The 17,416-nt window shown below is 37.7% G+C and carries 15 protein-coding genes; 4 read left to right on the top strand and 11 right to left on the bottom strand.

Features of this window, described 5'->3' with window-relative positions; genetic code table 11:
- Positions 1-6: 6 nt before the first annotated feature.
- The 5 genes from pglX to J3492_RS09665 all read right to left on the bottom strand — a co-directional run bounded on the left by pglX (position 7) and on the right by J3492_RS09665 (position 9,924).
- Positions 7-3,708: a BREX-1 system adenine-specific DNA-methyltransferase PglX gene (pglX, locus tag J3492_RS09685; RefSeq protein ID WP_207991849.1), complete on the bottom strand. Its 3,702-nt coding sequence runs from the start codon at positions 3,706-3,708 to the stop codon at positions 7-9.
- Positions 3,709-3,720: 12 nt separating this feature from the next.
- Entirely contained in the window at positions 3,721-7,386 is a 3,666-nt protein-coding gene (gene brxC, locus J3492_RS09680; protein WP_207991848.1) for a BREX system P-loop protein BrxC, read from the bottom strand.
- 8 nt (positions 7,387-7,394) lie between these two features.
- Complete coding sequence (locus J3492_RS09675) at positions 7,395-7,952, bottom strand: hypothetical protein (RefSeq protein WP_207991847.1); 558 nt, start codon at positions 7,950-7,952, stop codon at positions 7,395-7,397.
- Entirely contained in the window at positions 7,936-8,724 is a 789-nt protein-coding gene (locus tag J3492_RS09670) for a BrxA family protein (RefSeq protein ID WP_207991846.1), read from the bottom strand. The genes J3492_RS09675 and J3492_RS09670 overlap by 17 nt, the downstream gene beginning before the upstream one ends.
- Before the next feature lie 135 nt (positions 8,725-8,859).
- A complete protein-coding gene (locus J3492_RS09665) occupies positions 8,860-9,924 on the bottom strand; it encodes a hypothetical protein (protein WP_207991845.1) in 1,065 nt (354 codons plus the stop codon).
- A gap of 111 nt (positions 9,925-10,035) precedes the next feature.
- On the opposite strand from J3492_RS09665, the gene J3492_RS09660 reads away from it, so the two are divergent.
- Genes J3492_RS09660 through J3492_RS09645 form a run of 4 tightly spaced genes read left to right on the top strand, consistent with a single transcriptional unit; the run spans position 10,036 to position 13,169 of the window.
- Positions 10,036-10,923 carry a competence protein CoiA family protein gene (locus tag J3492_RS09660; protein WP_207991844.1) on the top strand — a complete coding sequence of 296 codons (888 nt, stop codon included), beginning with the start codon at positions 10,036-10,038 and terminating at the stop codon, positions 10,921-10,923.
- A 45-nt stretch (positions 10,924-10,968) separates the two neighbouring features.
- Positions 10,969-11,388 carry a hypothetical protein gene (locus J3492_RS09655; RefSeq protein ID WP_243453204.1) on the top strand — a complete coding sequence of 140 codons (420 nt, stop codon included), beginning with the start codon at positions 10,969-10,971 and terminating at the stop codon, positions 11,386-11,388.
- A 57-nt stretch (positions 11,389-11,445) separates the two neighbouring features.
- Complete coding sequence (locus J3492_RS09650) at positions 11,446-12,648, top strand: AAA family ATPase (RefSeq protein ID WP_207991843.1); 1,203 nt, start codon at positions 11,446-11,448, stop codon at positions 12,646-12,648.
- An 11-nt stretch (positions 12,649-12,659) separates the two neighbouring features.
- Positions 12,660-13,169: a hypothetical protein gene (locus tag J3492_RS09645; protein ID WP_207991842.1), complete on the top strand. Its 510-nt coding sequence runs from the start codon at positions 12,660-12,662 to the stop codon at positions 13,167-13,169.
- An 89-nt stretch (positions 13,170-13,258) separates the two neighbouring features.
- Here the strand turns inward: J3492_RS09645 and J3492_RS09640 are convergent, their stop codons facing one another.
- The 6 genes from J3492_RS09640 to J3492_RS09615 form a co-directional block, all read right to left on the bottom strand.
- Positions 13,259-13,684, bottom strand: coding sequence for a hypothetical protein (locus J3492_RS09640; RefSeq protein ID WP_207991841.1), 426 nt, complete (start codon positions 13,682-13,684; stop codon positions 13,259-13,261).
- Between the two features lie 17 nt (positions 13,685-13,701).
- Positions 13,702-14,631 (bottom strand): hypothetical protein, encoded by a 930-nt coding sequence (locus J3492_RS09635; RefSeq protein WP_207991840.1) that lies wholly within the window; start codon positions 14,629-14,631, stop codon positions 13,702-13,704.
- Between the two features lie 18 nt (positions 14,632-14,649).
- A complete protein-coding gene (locus tag J3492_RS13500; RefSeq protein WP_207991839.1) occupies positions 14,650-14,925 on the bottom strand; it encodes a YkgJ family cysteine cluster protein in 276 nt (91 codons plus the stop codon).
- A gap of 12 nt (positions 14,926-14,937) precedes the next feature.
- Positions 14,938-16,101, bottom strand: a complete 1,164-nt coding sequence (locus J3492_RS09625; protein WP_207991838.1) for a tetratricopeptide repeat protein — start codon at positions 16,099-16,101, stop codon at positions 14,938-14,940.
- Between the two features lie 53 nt (positions 16,102-16,154).
- Positions 16,155-16,871 (bottom strand): DUF805 domain-containing protein, encoded by a 717-nt coding sequence (locus tag J3492_RS09620; RefSeq protein WP_207991837.1) that lies wholly within the window; start codon positions 16,869-16,871, stop codon positions 16,155-16,157.
- A 164-nt stretch (positions 16,872-17,035) separates the two neighbouring features.
- Complete coding sequence (locus tag J3492_RS09615) at positions 17,036-17,287, bottom strand: helix-turn-helix transcriptional regulator (RefSeq protein ID WP_207991836.1); 252 nt, start codon at positions 17,285-17,287, stop codon at positions 17,036-17,038.
- Positions 17,288-17,416 lie beyond the last annotated feature (129 nt).

Genomic DNA, 17,416 nt, shown 5'->3' with positions numbered 1-17,416 from the left:
TAATCCTTACCAGTCAGCATTGAGGTATTTTTTTAATTGGCCATCGTTCAGTACATCGTAAGCCAGCATTTTTTTCTGCTGCAATGGCGCAATATTCTTACCCACGCCATCATCTAAAATAGGGTTATAGCCCTCTTCTAGCAACTCATCAATCTTACCCTTAAAGACTTCAATCTCTTTTAGCTGCTTAAAGATGCGATCTTTTTCATTCTGGGCACTGGCACTCTCATTATCAGCGATATCACTCTGACGATTCTGTAGGGCACGTTCACGGTTCTCTATATAGACGGAGCGAAGGCGCATTAAGTTATCACGGCTCCATTTATAGATAATAATATAGCAGTCAAATCCTTGCTCTGGGCCACTGGTTAAGTGCCAGATAAAGGGAGTCTTAGGTAAATACATGAATAAATTTAGATGATCAGATAGCTCTGCAAAAAAGTATTTATTGATATAGTTATCGAGTGGTCTTCCAAGAACTGAGTCAAAACTAGAATACTGAGCGCTAGTAAAGCCTTTTTCATAGAACTTTTCTTCTATCAAATCTAGCATTTGCTTACCACCAGAATTTGGCATTAACGAAACAATACCGTCTTCATCTTGCATGAGAATCTCACGGATCATGTCGGCCAAAAATTCCATCGCTAACGTATTCATACGTTGCTTGGGTATTACATTACTTTGCTTAAACCAGTACCAAACGTTGATAGGGTTAACTTGATGACGAATACAAAATTCTTCTAAGTTATTATTGCTTTGATACAGTGCAGGGAAACCAGACTCTATTTTTTCACGTTCTTCTTCTGTGAATTCTTTTACTGGTAACGCTTTAATAAAATCTTTGATATCATCCAGTGGAAATTCTTTTACAGCATTTTCTTCTAATAGGTATGCTTGACGAGCTTCTTCAGATACTGGCAACCCGCCTATACTGTTGCCCTCTCTATCGATAACTACTTTCTGGTCATGGACAGTTAAGTCATAAATACCAAATATTAAGATATTAATAATAGACTCATTAAGAAAAACCTGTGACAGCAAAAAGTTTTCATAATTAATAAACTTAGTCACTGCATCTCTAATGCTCGTTCCTTGATAAAAGCTAATTGGGGATTGTTTGAATAAAACTTCGACAACAGAAAAAGAAGCTAGTTCCTTCTTAACCATAACGCATGTACTAGATAGTAAAGAAACCTCTTTGCATTGATTCTTTTTCGGTATCACTAATGGAATTCTTCGAATATCACCTACTTGTCTATTAACCGTCGGGTTTAAACAACTAACCAAATATTGAGTGAGTTTAGAGTTCAAGAAACCTAGTAAATACATGTTATCAACTTCTTGATTCATGCTAAACACGCAAGGTCCACCTTTATCAAAAGCATATTTATTATCAATAAATCTAAAACTTGCTCCTTTTTGACCTGATGCAGAATAAGATAAGCCTTCTTTAAAATAAAATGCCTTATTGTCTGTTGTAGCTAACTCTGATCCTTGATTAAAATAATTGACTAATATCCAATTATTTCCATACCACCGTACAAAAGGCCCACCTTTTTGATATGGAACCCATTTTTTCTTATCCTCTGGGTAATAGTCTGAAACCTCCTTGTTATCAACCTCCCAAAAAAACCTCAAATGCTTTAAATTATTACCCGTCATTAATCCTGTTAAGGCTTTATTATGCTTTCCTAAAGGTTCTTCTAAAAATTTATCTCTGAATTCTTTGCTAATCCAGTAAATAAATGGAGAAGACTGGATACTCTTTAATTCATTTTGTAAGATTGCATAATTGTGTTCGTTTTGTAAATTTCGTATATAGTCACTGAGTGCACTGAAAAATATTTTTTTCTTAAATTTCTCTTTAGGAGTTCTAGTATACTGATCTAGTGAAATGAAAAATGACTTCTTATCAGACCTATTTTTATCTAGACAGTACAATATTGGGTCAACATGGATTTGACCAAACAAATCACTATACCCAAAGTCGCAAAAAATACTGATGTGGGTCTTATCCAGTATAAAACTACGAACATCCTCAAATGACTTGATAAACATAAAAGTACGTGGATGGATCATAGCAATCTTGCCGCTATCATTCGTCAGCTCGTAACAACGTTTAATAAAGGTCGCATATAGGTTAGTGCTAAAGTTATATGGCTTCTTATAATTATCATTAATAAACTTTTTTAAGTCTGGCCCAAAGTCAGCACTGTCCGTATAAGGTGGATTCGCTGTAGCCACATCATATTTAGTAGTTAAAAGCTCAAGGAACGTAATAGCGTCCTGAGTTTGACTGGTTAAAAAGGTATCAGTACTTGTGCTTGCATACTGCTCTACGGCTTCAGATAGATTCTTAAAGAAAGTTCCAGCAAAGCTTTGATGCTCAGCCAAGTCCGCTGCTGCGAATAAATCATCATGAGCTCGCTCTTCGACAGCTCTTAGCTGCTCTTGTATTTGCTCATCAATTCTTACTAGAGAACCAAACTTATAAGCATTTTGTAGGTCACTCCAGACATTCTCTATCAGCTCTTTCTGACTTTTATCCAGTGTGTTACCTTGCTCGAATATTTGACGAACATGATCATATTCAGGTAGGTAGAAGTCAGATGATACGACGTTATAGTTTATCTCACCGATACTGCTGCGCTTCTTCTTAGCTTTGATAAATAGACCAAGCTGAGCTAGCTGAATGGCTCGATCATCAAGATCAATACCATGTAGGTTACTCTCTATAATGAGCTTTGGTATATCACCTTCTTCATAGTCAGCGCCATAGTTTTCTATTTGATCAATATATAGCTCATAGAAGAAGTCAAAGGCGTACAGTAAAAAGTTACCTGAGCCACAAGCTGGATCAATGATTTTAACTTCATGTAATGGCTTGGGAGTGCGAGTCTGAGTAGAAGGGGCATTAGCAATTTTGTAATTGTCTTTAATCTCAGAATTTGGGTGCATCTCGAGATACATCTTGCCTAGTGAGTTCTCGACGAGAAACTGTACTACCCAGCGCGGCGTATACACTTGCGATTGCAGTGAGACCTTGTGGTATTCGGTCTTATCTTTGCTGTCTTTGTGGGCTTGTTTCTTTTGATTGTTATAGCTCTCATACATCCAACCTAAGACATCATCACTGTTCCAAATACCTTCTACATATTCTTTAGTGATTTGTTCATCTATCTCGACTGCGTTAAACCGATCAATGATGTCGTTGAGACTGATAGTGTCTGGTAGTAATGCATAAGCGTACGCTTTACTATAGAGCGGTAGAGTCCCACCTAGCTCATCAAAGGCAAACTTAATATAGTCTCGGATTCCTTCAAGCTCTTCGTCACGCATGTGGGAATATATCTCTAGCCACATTTTATGACCAAGTGAGCGGTCTCCATGCTCTACCTGCTTGATTAGAACTGGTGGGAACAAGTTAGCCGCTTCCATGACTTTAATAGCAGCTAGGCGGTTAAACAGGGTAAAAGTTAGCTCATCTAACAGCTTTTCACGACCACTCTCGTAGCTACCTGTCTCACTGATATGATTATCCAGCATAGCGATAAAACGCTCACGCTTAGCTTTAATCTCGTCAGGTAGGTTGGCAACTTTGTCGTCGTCCATTTGCTTAGTCTTACCAAAGCCTAATCGAGCAAACTGTTTGTCAAAAGACGCTTCTATCAATTCTCTTATTTGCTCTACGTGATCAGCTAACTTCATTCCGTTTCTACCTTAGTCTTGTATTTCTATTTCGAGTTCAATTTCATCTTCGGGCTTTGCACTCGCCAATGCTCGCAGTTGATCACTTAAAAACGTCTTATAGTCCTGCACAGTCATTACTCGGCTAGGTATGTTAAAAGCAACCTTGCGAGGTTTTTTAGGTGCTGGTGGTGTGTATTGATCAGAGTCACTCTCGTTATTACTATCTATATTAGAGACAAGCTCTGAAACGTCTGGCTGTGGTGGCAACTCTTTAATAAAGCCACTCTTTAGGATCAGTAGCTCATTGTCTTTCAAAGGTGCTTGAATAGTGTAATTCAAAATATCAGATAACGAATAACCACTATTTGAGCAATTGGTACTATAGCCTAGAGCAGGTTCACCAACCACACGTTTGTCTACATAATTCTTTATTGAGTCTAATTGTTGCAGGTTTCGTTGATTAGGTTCAGCAGGATACTTTTGAAGCTCACGCTGCGCTTCGTCCACCTTACCTTGAAGTAATCTATACTCGTGGCTCATTGCTTCTGAAGCCGTTTTAACGAGCTTATAGTAAGCATCCTTCACTACCTGCACTTGTTGCTGGAGCTCACCGAAGTTTTTGACTATATCTTGCTTAAATAGACGATCAAAATTTTGAGACGAGTCTTCGATATCGACGTTCTTACGATCCGCTTTCTCAAGCTCTTGTTTGACATCATCAATAAACTGTTGGAAACCTTTTACTTTTGGGAGATTATTTTTGACAAACTTCTGCGTTTTTAAAATCGTTTTAATAGCATTACTAAACTCATCTTTATTACCTAAAAGCAATTCAACCTTATCGATATAGTTACTCTCTATCACCTTTCCAGAAAAGGGCTGTAATATGGTTTTTAGTTTAACTACTGCTGGGAAAAGCCCATCGAAATTATCTTCAGTACTATGAAGGCTGTTGATTGCGCCAATAAAATATGTTGCCAAAGCGCTGATACTTTCAGCTAAATCAAAGTCATTAATATTCCAGTCGACTTTCTTATCAATATAGTCCTGAGCTGATAGATCCATTAGCAACTGCACAGCTTGACTCTTTTGTGTGGCCGTTAAATTAGCGGTAATTGACTTAAAAGAAGCAGATTTAAACTTAGTGGTATTAGTAAAAGCCTCATGCACTGCTTTCTCATCGTGTGAAAAATAGGTATCGTTATTAAACTTAACAGACAAGCGGCCAGCACGAAGTAAAGCTGCAAGCGAAGCCGCTAAAGTACCATAGCTATAGCCCCACGGCGCTCCCGAAAATTCACTTTCTAAGGACTTGCCATCTATGTAACGAGCTTTGATTTTAGCGTTTAGCTCTTCAACAACTTTAAGATTATCACCAACGAAGTTACCGTTTTTATCAAAAAACTGAAAGTCGTTCGCTGTAAATAAATCGCTGATGCTTTCCTTGTGTGTACTAAATATTTTAGGGACTAAGTTTTCAGAAAGCTGATTAGATAAGCGCTTGGTAAAAACATTCTTCACTGCACTCTGTTGATTGGTATTTATAATACTTTTAAATCCATCGATATTTAGTAGCTCGTCACTGTACATATAAACCAAAGTGGCGTTGTAATAGGCATCCTCAATCAGCCCTCTTAAAGCTCTTTGTTTTTCTTCTCGAATAATTTGAAACTGTCGAACAATTTGGCGTTTGTTGATATCTTTTTCGTTTGAGTACTTATCTTCAATATGCTTATAACGCTCTACTTCACCTATTAACTTATCTATTTTAGAAAAGTCAGATGTTTTAGGTATCAGAGTAATAGTATCTTTTTGATATTGTGTATCTAACTTCAACTGCTCCACAACATCCTGTCTATCTTCATTGATATTGAATAAGCTATAAATAATGAGTTTTAGCGCTTTATCATTAGATGCAACTAACACTTCCCCAGAGTCTGTTTCTACATTGAACTTAAAGGAATCGCTACCGTCACTGTAAGATGCCACCGGACTAAATATTTTATAATCAATTAAGTGCTTAGTAAGCTCACGTTTTTTTCTAAACAGTTCGATATCGAAACTATTCATCTCCTCTAACATCTTACCTTCGAGGTCAGACGTTATCTTGTAGTTATTATTAGAAGATAGTAAAACTTTCGCATCAATTAATAGACTCAAAGCTGACTCAACTTTAGGCTTATAGTCGTAATAACTGGTTATATCCGAAATAAAGCTTTTGGTAATATTATCTAGGTTTGGTTCGACCACTTCGGAATCAGAGAGTAAATGTATGGTTTTTAGTAATTGTTCGCCATCAATTTCGATATCACTATTTCTAAGTGTTTTTTTAGCTGTATCGTACTTATTAACTAAATCAATTGGTGGTGCAGTTTGAGCCTGATCACAAACCTCAAAACCTCGAGTAAAAGCATACAACTCTTTATCTCGCATCTGCTTTCGTAAGATATCAAACGTAGTAATAATCATGCCACGAGCAGCGACCTGTGTGGCTACTAAAGCATTTGAGCTGAACAGGAATTTTTGTAAGATATCAAATTGATACTTATGGAACGGATAGTAAATGGCGAAGTCATCGGCTGACTCTGTTATTGTTGGGAATGAAGACTTTAGGTTAGTGGCATTACTAATAAGGCCTTCGTTTTGCTTATAGTAGGCAAGTAGGTCTGCATTAGCTTGCTCTGTTTTCTTTAGTAGGCGGCTACGAATGATAATGTCTACTTCGGTCGATTCAAGATGAATCTTGGTCTTAAAGCGATCCGTTACTTTTATTAAGTTACTTCGACTTATATTTGCGTTGTTAATAACGTCATCAAGCTTTTCTTGGGCAATAGCAATCGTCCAAACTTTATTACTAACACTTGAAAGCGCTTCACTAATACCCTCTAGGTCTAATAGTGTGAATTTTCTTTGACTAATAGCTTCACTGGCTTCATCAAAAATAAAAACCAAAGTCTCGTCAGAGTTAAATTTAAAATAACTGTTTAAGGCTTCTTTAAACTTACTGGCTGAGAAATCATCTATCGCAGCACTATATATATTTTTAGTATCTTCATAATCATCCTCGCTATCACCCATTTCGATATAAGCTCTACGCATGACTCCAGCAACTCTACGGTTACTTTTTTTAAGCTCATCCCAAGGCTCTGACTCAAGCCTCTGTACTACGGCTTTAAGCTCATCGAGCTTACCATCAATCAGAAGATCAAACTCCATGTAGCCATAGATATCGTCTCTTAAACCTAAGTTCTTTAATAGATTAGCGAATAAGGTAAAAGCTAGACCACGCTCCGTATTTTGTTTTGCAACATCTAAAAAAACAACACGGCTATTAATCTTATCTAAATTTCGAATGGAGTTTTCGATAAGGCTCGCATCAGTTACGCCTTTTAACCTTGGAATGAAACGCTCTCGTGCAGGGGTACCATTGATAATGGGATTATCGATAATATAACCGAGCATTTTGCCAAAGTACGACTTACCAGAACCATAGAAGCCCGACAACCAAACACCAGTCTCTTTGATGTTTGATGTGAACTCATCAGAAAATTCACCTAAATGCTTACCAATCCCTTCAGTAACAATGTACGACTCAATTTCTTGCTGGATCTCTGCTTCTGACCGATCTTCAAGATCAATAACGTTCTTAATATCTTCATTAAGATCCAATACAAGTATGTCTTTTATAGTTGTCATATTTTTCCTTACATTACCAAAGTGCAGCGGTACTTGGATGCTGGCTTAAAGTTTAAAAAGTGAATATTGTCTTCAGAAATTGCTGATGGATAAAATATAACTAGAGGATGCTGAAGGCTCATGATATCTCTATGTTCCATAATATTTACGTTTTCAATTCCAGTACCATAGAGGCAGCCGCTCCGTATTAAAAACGGTATCTTACCATTAGCACTAGCTGTTTTAATCGCTTTTATAATCAAGTCAAACAGGTCTTCTTCTGGATCATCTGATTTAAAAACAATGTGGCTAGGCTTCATGTCATTGTAGTAAGCGGAGAAATCCTCCCAACCATCCTTATCAATAAAAGTAACAAGCAGTTTACTAATATCGATAAACTCTGCTTTGAACTCAGATTGATCACCATAGTGCTGTCTGGCACCTGAGATACACTCTTGCTCTTTTTCTGGGAGGTAAGAGAACAAGATGCTGTTGCCGCCATTAGCCTTTCTAACGATTTGATCACTATTTCTAAGTGCATCGTCTAAGCTTGCAAATCTAGCCTGATAATTACCCGTATAAGACATCAATTACTCTCTCAATATCATCATTCAATTTAAATGCTAAGGCTTCACCATTAAAGCTCATATCAAACAATCCATTTTTTGATAGCTTCTTATACTTATGAACCAAGTCATCTTGTGAGATGAAGCTTAGCTTCGCTAACTCATTAGACAGAACACTACTACTTCCAGACGGATAAAATCTAGAAAAATACAGTGCTATAACTTGTAGCTCAGGCGATAAAGTGGCATATACAAAAATTCTTTTTCTACCTTTTTTTTCTAAGAATCCAAATTTAGCCATCAGGTTAAGATACTTATTAGCTATTATTTTTATCGTGCTCTCAGACCAGTCTACTGTCTCATTTTTATTTTTAAGCTCTAAAACATATCCTAAAACGTCATCTGTATCAATATGTACCCGACCTTCAAAATAATACTTAACAAACAGTCCCTTGGTTATCTCTCGAAAGAGTGGGTTTGTGACTAAAAGCTGCCAATACAATATAAATGACATATCGGCTTTATTAATATCTTTACTAAATATTTTATGAAAAAACTGTTCATGCTCCTCGCTGACGAAAGACATGAAAGCTTTCTTTACACCATGCTCAACTCTTGAAATACTCTTTTCAGTTCTAATTCCAAGCTCTCGCTTAACCAGCTCTATATCCATGATGTCTGGATATAACTCAGCTTTAATCAGATTAGAAATTGTATCTAGCTCTTTAATACTTCCTATAATATTTATAGAAGTATCATATTGCTGTTCGTAGCTATAAGCTTCAGAATCCATACGCACCTTCACTTATTATCAGAACTCTATAAACTTTGTTATGAAAACTGGCTGTAGACAATAATTCGGCTCATATCTTAACAGCATCTTAGAAGGGAGCCTAATATATAGTCGCTGTTCCTTACTATTAAAGATTTAGAGTTTATCAGATAAGTAGTTCGGCACACCCAAAAAGCATCCCTTCATCGTCATCCGATCAAAGCTATAAACATGAGCATGGGGTGCTTCCTTGCAGCGTCCTACCAGCGGTGGCTTTTGATCAGGCTTACCTTGCGCCAGTATGATCGTTCCTGAACAGATAGGACAAGTAGCAGTAAATTCAGTTACTCTAGCAACATTGAGTCTGTCTTTGTCCCTATACATTTCGATATCAGCATTATCAACATTCACATTGGCAAAAAACATAGGCGCTTTGATCACACGATGATAAGGCAGCAAGTATAACGGCATGAAAAAGTAGCGCCAGCTGATATAAGCAAAAGGTATCATTGCACTAAATAAAATGGCTTGCCACAAGCTGACCGTAGGCAGATCATCCAGCAGTAAAAGTACCAAAAAGGCGTATATCGCTATTAAAATATCTGAGACGAACACAGCCATCAACAGTAGCATGAGCGATACTCCTCGTACGCTAAGCACTTTAAGCTCGCCTTGTTTAAAAAACAGCTTGGTAAATAATGATGGCTTAATGTTGGATGTGGCTTTACGCTCGTAAGTGATACTGCTTATATCATCAACGCTTTCGATATCATCGTCAGTATTAACTAAAGCCGTCTCATCTATATGCTCTACTGCCTCATTTTCGATGACTTGAATATCCATCCATAGCAAAGTCTTATTTTTCGAACCTCCTCCTGATGCCGATGTGACAATTATTGGCTTATACCCTAGTTCTATAAACGCCTTTTTACAGTCCGGCTGATCGTTAATGAACGCTTCCAAAGTCGATTTTAGCTTTGTCGTTTTAACTGCATTTTTAGCAGTTTGACTGTCTACATTTTTTTCATCGATGTTTTTTGCTTTGGCATAAATTTGCTGTCTCGATAGCTTTTCAGGCTCAAACGCTTCGTCCGAATACTCGATTTTTCTTAGCTGCTCACTGACGATAGTTTTTAAATACGTATTCCAAAGCGTATCACGGGGATAGTTTAACAACTGATTATACAATTCATTGAATACTATCAAGTGATTGTTTTTCATAAAAATTTACCGTTTAAACCCCTGTTAACATCCCTATAGCAGCCTGTTTTAAAACTAAATTTCCGCGCATAGTTACCTCACTCCTAAACAACTAACAAAAGGATGGTAACTATGTCAATGTCAATCGCTGTTAATGAGGAAAAGCAAATCGTCAACGTTAAGCAAGTCGAGCGAGGGCTGGCTTGTATGTGTTTTTGCTTTGAGTGCGCGGAGCCTGTGGTGGCTCGTAAAGGTGATAAAAACGAACATCATTTCGCACACCTTAGCAATAAAGAAAGCTGTACGATTCACCCTGAAAGTATCCTACACAAGTTTGCCAAACAAGTCATTATGGAAGAGAAATATTTAACACTACCAGCATTACCTGATGAACAAAATGATGATGATAAGACTTGGCAGTTTGATCATCTGGTCGCAGAACAAGCAATTGGAGTTATAAGACCTGATTTAGTAGCGACTATTAATGACGAGATAATGTTTATCGAAGTGGCAGTAACGTCATTTATCGATGCGGATAAATCTGCTTTTATTAAGCAGCTTGGTATCAAGACGATAGAGATCGACTTGCGTGAGATTCTTAAACAGGATATGGAGCTGCCAAGCACTGAAGCGAAAGACTACATTTTAGACTGTGTGAATAATAAACAATGGGTATTCCCTGAACCAAGTACTTTTTCAGCGCCTACTCTATCAGCTGAACCTATCTATAACTGCCAAACAATCACTGAAGAAGATGGCAATGAAAGCTTTGATAAGGGTTATAGCACTTATCGCTTTACGATCAAGCACAGTTGGGTAGATGTGAGAGTATTTAACTCAGGCATGGTATCGGTGAAATGCGTGACCTATAACCACGATGTCATCGAAATACTAAAGCAGTGGCGTAACGAAGGCGGCGGCAAGTATAACCAAAAATACAAATCATGGAATTACTTTAAGCCCTTTTCAGATACTGTTTTTGCTCGACTACAAGAAATGGATATGACACCAAAGCAATAGCCAGATGCATAGACACGTTTATTATATTTTACTTAGGAACCGATTATGAGCAATACTATTTTACTACTCACCATTCTTACTGCTTTGGTTTTACTGGTATTTACTGCCCAAAAAATTTTAGCGCAAAACAAAACCATTTTACAAAACGAGCGTGAGATCGCCAATATTCAAACCGCGATAACCCAGCAAAAAGCTGAGTTTGAAGTTGAGCTTGCACAAAAAATAAAGGGCGCTAAAAAGCGCTCTAATAACATGCAGCGTAACGTTCTAAAAGGTCAAATCAGTGAACAGTTCACGCCCTTTATTGCTGAAGTAAAAGCAGGTAATGCTAAACTCAATGCGCGTCAGAAAATTATTAAGCAAGCGATCGAAAATGGTCAAGTTAGTTTCAAGGAGCTTCGAATCAAATATTGCGAGAACACTGAAAGTATGACGGTTTTGACAAGTCTAAACTATACTACGTGACCGTTATTATGCTATTGTAACCCATAAACCACAAAATACCGTTAAAAATGGCTGACTATGATCACCTATCTTCGTTTCGATAATTTTTACTCTTACCCTGAGTCAACCGAGGTGTCTTTTACGCTAGGTAAGCAGCCGACCGAGTCTAACTATGACTTCTACGTTGATACTGAGCATGACCAGTATCGGCTCAATAAAGTCACAGCAATCTTAGGTGCAAATGGCTCTGGTAAAACACAGCTACTCAAAGCAGTATCGTTTTTGCGCTGGTTTATTTGTGGCTCTACTAGTAGCCTTGATTCAGAAGACAATATCCCATATAGCCCCTTTGCGCTGAACAAAAAAAATACCTCTGAATTTGAAATGGGTTTTTTACTCAAAAATACTGATGGTGTTTATGAAGAATATCGCTATGAGCTAACGCTTAGCCAAAACCGCGTAAGCAACGAAGCATTATATAAAAAAACCAGTCGCTTATTTAGCTATGTTTTTAGCCGTCACTATGACGGTGATAAGATGATTTATAAGCATCGCAGTTTTGTCATCCCATCACTTGCAGATGACGTGAAAAAAAATGCCTCTTTGATCAGTTATGCTAATTTGCTTGATGAACCACTGGCAGAAGCAATCATTGAGATGTTTGAAGGCTATAAAACCAATGTAGTCTCAATGGGTAGGCTTGGCAGTCTTAGCCAGTCTATACCTGAGATGACTGAATTGTTTGCTAAGGATGATGGTTTAAAACAAACTGCAGAAAAGCTACTTTGTCAGTTTGATACAGGTATCGATGAGATTAATATAAAAAGTGTAATGATGATAAACGAAGGGAAGCAACAGGAAGTTCTGCTGCCCTTTGGTGTTCATAAAGTCGGTGACGAATCATTTGAGCTGATGATTTATGAAGAGTCTAATGGCACACAATCTGCTTATAGCTTGCTTGGTCTCATCCTACCTGTGCTTAAGAATGGTGGCGTAGCTATTATCGATGAGCTTGATAATGACTTACACCCCCTACTGTTACCTGCTATTTTTGACTTGTTCCGCTCATTGCATCATAACCCTCATAATGCTCAGCTTATTTTTAGTTGCCATACTCCTGAAGTGTTTAATCTATTAAATAAGCATCAAATATATTTGGTCGAAAAATATGAGCAGGCTTCAGAAGCTTGGCGGTTAGATGAAATGGAAGGGGTTCGTAATGACGATAATCTTTATGCCAAGTATATGGCTGGCGCGTTTGACGCGATACCAAATCTATAAGGGGCTAGATTATGGCAAAGCGCAAACCTAGGTCAGTCAACAAAACCACCTTGCTTGTTATGGGCGAAGGTGAGCATGACAAGGCCTTTTTGAGTCATATGAAAGGTATCTATCATGAAAGGCGCTCTGGTAGTAAAATCACTTTAGACTTTTCAAGTGGCGGATCACCGCACGATATTATTAAAGACACCGTCAAAAAAAGCCGTCATGTTGGTTATGATAAAAAGTTTATTTTGATGGATAGCGATGTTCCTGTAAACCAACAAGATATTAAAGCCGCTAAAGATTCAGGCATTACGATCTTATATTCAAAGCCGTTATGCTTAGAAGGCATGTTGCTAAGTGTGTTAGGTCAAAACACCCCCCATACTGCGCAAAAATGCAAAAGTGCATTACACCCGCAATTGTCTGATAATCCTGCCCTACCAAAGAGCTATGAGCCTTTATTTGCAAAACTTGTACTTGATCAAAGCATTCATGCCACGATTAAACAGCTGCGTTCATTATTAGGCAAAAAATAAACCGCCCTACTCGCTAAAGTTAAGTAAATTAGTTTTTATTTTAGTAAAATAGATTTATAGCACTAAATCGACTCAAGTATTTATTACTTTTAAAACTCAATTTTTTCGATGTTTGGGTCATTCATCGCTATTAACACCTGACCTGCTTCTTGAAGCGGTGAAGACTTAACCGTATTTTCGATCGCGCTCATAGCCATCGTGATCAACTCAGGATTATCATTTTCAATCCCCTGATCAAGCCTTGCGAACATCTCATCTATCACATGACGACGTTCTGCGAAGCGTTCTTTTAGATAAGACTCTAGAAACTCTCTTTGGTTATTGGACTTAGTAAGATGTACATTTTCCCATGCAGCTATCGCTTCACGTTTTGTGTATTCAGTCTGACAGACAGTTTTATAATCTGCGTAAGCCTTAACCAGCATCTCAAAGCCTTGATAAGCACTAGAGGCTGGATTTTTGGAGCTTACCGTCTTAATAGCTTTCTTAGAGCTTGCTGTAATCACATCTTTCATAATGTTTATATTCCTTATTAGATTTCAAGATAGCCTTCACACTTGTAGCGAATATTTTGTACTGCTTCACCTTCATTATTTAAAAGAGGCTGATCTAAAATATTTTTTAGCGACTTACCTAAAGCAAGCATTGTCTGGAACGCTACTGGATCTGAATTATCATATACTTTGATTTTCTCAAAACGTTTAACCGTTTCGAGTAATACCATCTGAACTTCTAAAGCATTAGTCATGACAGCTTTGACGCCTACTTCCATTAATTCAATCGCGGCTATATTGCAACTGCTTCTAAATTTTGCATCGCGTGCTTGGGTTAGCGCCTTCTCGCCTTTACCAGCAAGATGTAGACCCGTTATAGCTAATGCGGGAGCTGCAACTATGCCGCCTAGTACCAAAGTACCGCCTGCCATACCAAAACCGCCTGCTGCTAAAGATCCACCACCCAACCATGCAAGCGTAGCGCTTTTGGCAGCTGCTCCTGATAATGCAGAAATCGCAGTGCCTGTTGAAGCAGAAGCAAGTAACCCAACAGATCCGTAAGCGCCTATCCCCGTAAGGACACCTGCTGCGGCTCCTGTTAAAATACCGTTTTCTAATTCAAGTGAAGCGGTTACCTTTTTCTGTATATCGATATATTCTTGCTCTGTGATTGTTTGACTAAAGTTTTCAAGTTTGGAACCCGCGTCTTTTACTTTCTTAATAGTGTCGATGACATGCTTGATTTGATTGTTAAAAATATCAACTTTTAGCTGTCCTAAATTTCTAAGCTCATCATTCGTATCTATCCGAAGGTTACTCAGTGCTTTACGCTTCTTATCTAGCCTTCTTTGCGCTCTTTCGATAGTAGCATTGGCTTCAGATAATTGAGAGACACCTTTAGCCCCTTTGGTGATTCCGAGGCCTGAGGCAGCCAGTGCACCTGCACCTATAATTAGAGGAATAGGCATAGTAGAGTCCTTTTTTAGTTATATCTGAATTAGTGGTAGTTGATGTTCGATTTGCACAGATTGACAAACGCTTATATTCAAAGCAATGTATTCGTCATAGTCCAAATCTGAAAAGTAAGACTCGTGCATTGCATCGATATTACATATTGTTGGACGTGACTCATAAATCGTGCAACTTTTATTCGCTATATCGAACCATTTACACGTGCCATCACCCCTATCCAAAGCAGCATACACTTTGTTTTTATCGAGGTTTTGACAGCACCAGCCGCATTGATTACAAGGAAAGTTCATAGTAAGTCTGCTTTAAGCTGCGTTATCTTCACGTAGCTCATTAAGCTTTTGGTTAATCTCAGCAAGTCTGCCATCAATATCATCCAGCGCACCAGTCACAAGCTCTGAATTAAACACCATTTCTTCATCGATTTTATCAATTTCGTTTTGATTTAAATATGCATTGATACAATCTACAAGCCTCTTACCATAAAAACGAGCGGCATCTCCTACCAGATTTATTTTATAATCCTCTATATACAGAGCTTTATCACTTTCGCTGTAGTAGGCTTCTTCGATATCATTCAATACTTCCCAGTCATTGGTGTCATTTTTTAAATGAAATTGATAACTATTTTGATGTACATGTAAGAAAAGACCAGCACCAAAGTTTCTAATGAAAGTTGTATCAATAATAAAATCTGCATACGTAGTATCAATCATGTAGTCATTTTTCTCTCTAAGACCATTTGCTTTATCAAAAAATTTAGAACTTTCGTCAAAATCCATACTTTCATAAAACCAGACACCTCCACCAGGGTTTTGAGGCAACATTTTTGACTCATCACGAAAATAACTATCAAAGAACGTTTTGAATGAAATACTCCGATCGCTTTCAAAGTTTATGATTTCGATATGACTATCTGCATCAGCTTCTTCTACCACTTTTTTATTAGAGTGCTTATCTTCTTCAAGCGGCTCATTATTCTTCTGCAAACGCTGCTCTGCTTCTAAATGCCCCTTAAATGCTGCTTTATAATAGTAATAATTAGCTTTGTCTTTATCTATTTCAACTCCTACGCCTTCGTTATAAAAATTACCCAGCTCGTAATAAGCATCTGCATTATCTTGTTCAGATGCTTTTTGATACCACTCAAAAGCTTTACTATTATCTTGCAACACACCAAAGCCCTTCTTATAAAGATAAGCAACATTGTTTTGAGCAATATCGTAGCCCTGCTCTGCCGCTTTTGAACACCATTCAAATGCCTTAGCATAATCTTGATCAACACCAAAGCCATAGCTGTACATACACCCTATAACATCTTGAGCTGGCGCATAGTCTTCACTCGCCGACTTTTGAAACCATTTCAAAGCTTGTGCATAGTCTTGTGCTACTTTATTACCTTGCAGGTAATCTACTCCAATTAAATATTGAGCTTCTAGATAATTGCTACTAACAGGAATACCGTACATTGATTACTCCAAACTAATGAGATTAGTGCACAAAACTATTTTAATCACATTGACTATTGCACACGCTTCGCTGGTAATCCCCACTGATTACTTTGCGGAGATGTTTGTTGTGCCAGAAAGACGACAAGAACAATCCAGCCAATAATCGGAATAAACCATAAAAGCTGCCACCAACCAGACCTCCCAGTATCATGCAAACGTCTTGTAGCTACAGCTATAGTAGGAATAAAGAATACTAACGCTAGAATCAATGGTGATATAGCTTCATCCCCTGTTCCTATGCCTAAAAGTGCTCCAAAAAAACCTTCCATAAATCCAAAGACTACAGATAAGAGAATAGTTGCTAGATAGAACAGCCAATATTCTTTTCGTCTAGCACGGCCTGTAAAAGTCGCATAATTACTGAATACTTTTTTCGTCCAATCTACTATTCCGTAGTTACTTTCTGCTAGGTATAAGCTTCCGATATTTTCATCATGTTGACTATGACCAGGACGACCGTAATCTTCAATTTCTGGTGTAGTTGATATACTTTGGTTCTGAGGATCTTTAAGTAATGATGGAGGGGTAGATACCTGAGACTGGCTGGATTGATAAGATATTCGATTGATACTACCCGTGCCATTGAACATGAAATCTACATTATCACCTGCTTTGGGAGCATACTTCTCTATCCAATCCTTGCCATCGAAAGCATACTGAACACCATCATCAGCTATAACTATTCCCGTATTTTTATAATCATCAAAGTTAATTATTTTGCCATTCATCTAAAAATCCTCACATTAAATTACATATAATAACTAAATAGAAGTTAAATAGAAACACTTAAATTGAGGAGTTTTTATCTATTAATACTAATAAATAAAAAAGATAGAAAAACAACAGTCAAGAAAAATAAGCCGCATGACGCGACTTATTTTCATATAATTTTCTAGCTAACACGAGCAGCTATCTTACTTTCAATCCATTCTGCAATCTCACTCGCTACCCACACTACCCTTACCTGCGTAAGTTGAACCTTCTTAGGGAACGTTGGATCATAACGATCAGACTTCTCATTGATCATTTCATAAATTGTAGAACGACTAAGACCAGTATAATGACCAACATCCTTAATACTTAATAGCTGTGGTATATGATTGCACTGCTCGATTACTGGCTGTGTTACATTTAGATTTTCCATGACTTGCTCCTTATAAGTGAATGAGAGCGTGTCCTCTCATACAGTTAGGGAGACCTATATTTTTTTACGGCATCCTATAGAGTCCTGCACGAATTGAACGCATAAAAAAAGAGCTAAACGAATCAGCTC

Source organism: Psychrobacter coccoides, assembly GCF_017498085.1.
Classification (GTDB): domain Bacteria; phylum Pseudomonadota; class Gammaproteobacteria; order Pseudomonadales; family Moraxellaceae; genus Psychrobacter; species Psychrobacter coccoides.
The sequence above is the reverse complement of the archived record's forward strand: the minus strand, read 5'-3'. Positions and strand labels throughout refer to the sequence as shown.

Coding starts and splice junctions, on each gene's coding strand:
- pglX (WP_207991849.1), bottom strand. CDS start 3,708: ATGAAGTTAGCTGATCACGTAGAGCAAATAAGAGAATTGATAGAAGCG.
- brxC (WP_207991848.1), bottom strand. CDS start 7,386: ATGACAACTATAAAAGACATACTTGTATTGGATCTTAATGAAGATATT.
- J3492_RS09675 (WP_207991847.1), bottom strand. CDS start 7,952: ATGTCTTATACGGGTAATTATCAGGCTAGATTTGCAAGCTTAGACGAT.
- J3492_RS09670 (WP_207991846.1), bottom strand. CDS start 8,724: ATGGATTCTGAAGCTTATAGCTACGAACAGCAATATGATACTTCTATA.
- J3492_RS09665 (WP_207991845.1), bottom strand. CDS start 9,924: ATGAAAAACAATCACTTGATAGTATTCAATGAATTGTATAATCAGTTG.
- J3492_RS09660 (WP_207991844.1), top strand. CDS start 10,036: ATGTCAATGTCAATCGCTGTTAATGAGGAAAAGCAAATCGTCAACGTT.
- J3492_RS09655 (WP_243453204.1), top strand. CDS start 10,969: ATGAGCAATACTATTTTACTACTCACCATTCTTACTGCTTTGGTTTTA.
- J3492_RS09650 (WP_207991843.1), top strand. CDS start 11,446: ATGATCACCTATCTTCGTTTCGATAATTTTTACTCTTACCCTGAGTCA.
- J3492_RS09645 (WP_207991842.1), top strand. CDS start 12,660: ATGGCAAAGCGCAAACCTAGGTCAGTCAACAAAACCACCTTGCTTGTT.
- J3492_RS09640 (WP_207991841.1), bottom strand. CDS start 13,684: ATGAAAGATGTGATTACAGCAAGCTCTAAGAAAGCTATTAAGACGGTA.
- J3492_RS09635 (WP_207991840.1), bottom strand. CDS start 14,631: ATGCCTATTCCTCTAATTATAGGTGCAGGTGCACTGGCTGCCTCAGGC.
- J3492_RS13500 (WP_207991839.1), bottom strand. CDS start 14,925: ATGAACTTTCCTTGTAATCAATGCGGCTGGTGCTGTCAAAACCTCGAT.
- J3492_RS09625 (WP_207991838.1), bottom strand. CDS start 16,101: ATGTACGGTATTCCTGTTAGTAGCAATTATCTAGAAGCTCAATATTTA.
- J3492_RS09620 (WP_207991837.1), bottom strand. CDS start 16,871: ATGAATGGCAAAATAATTAACTTTGATGATTATAAAAATACGGGAATA.
- J3492_RS09615 (WP_207991836.1), bottom strand. CDS start 17,287: ATGGAAAATCTAAATGTAACACAGCCAGTAATCGAGCAGTGCAATCAT.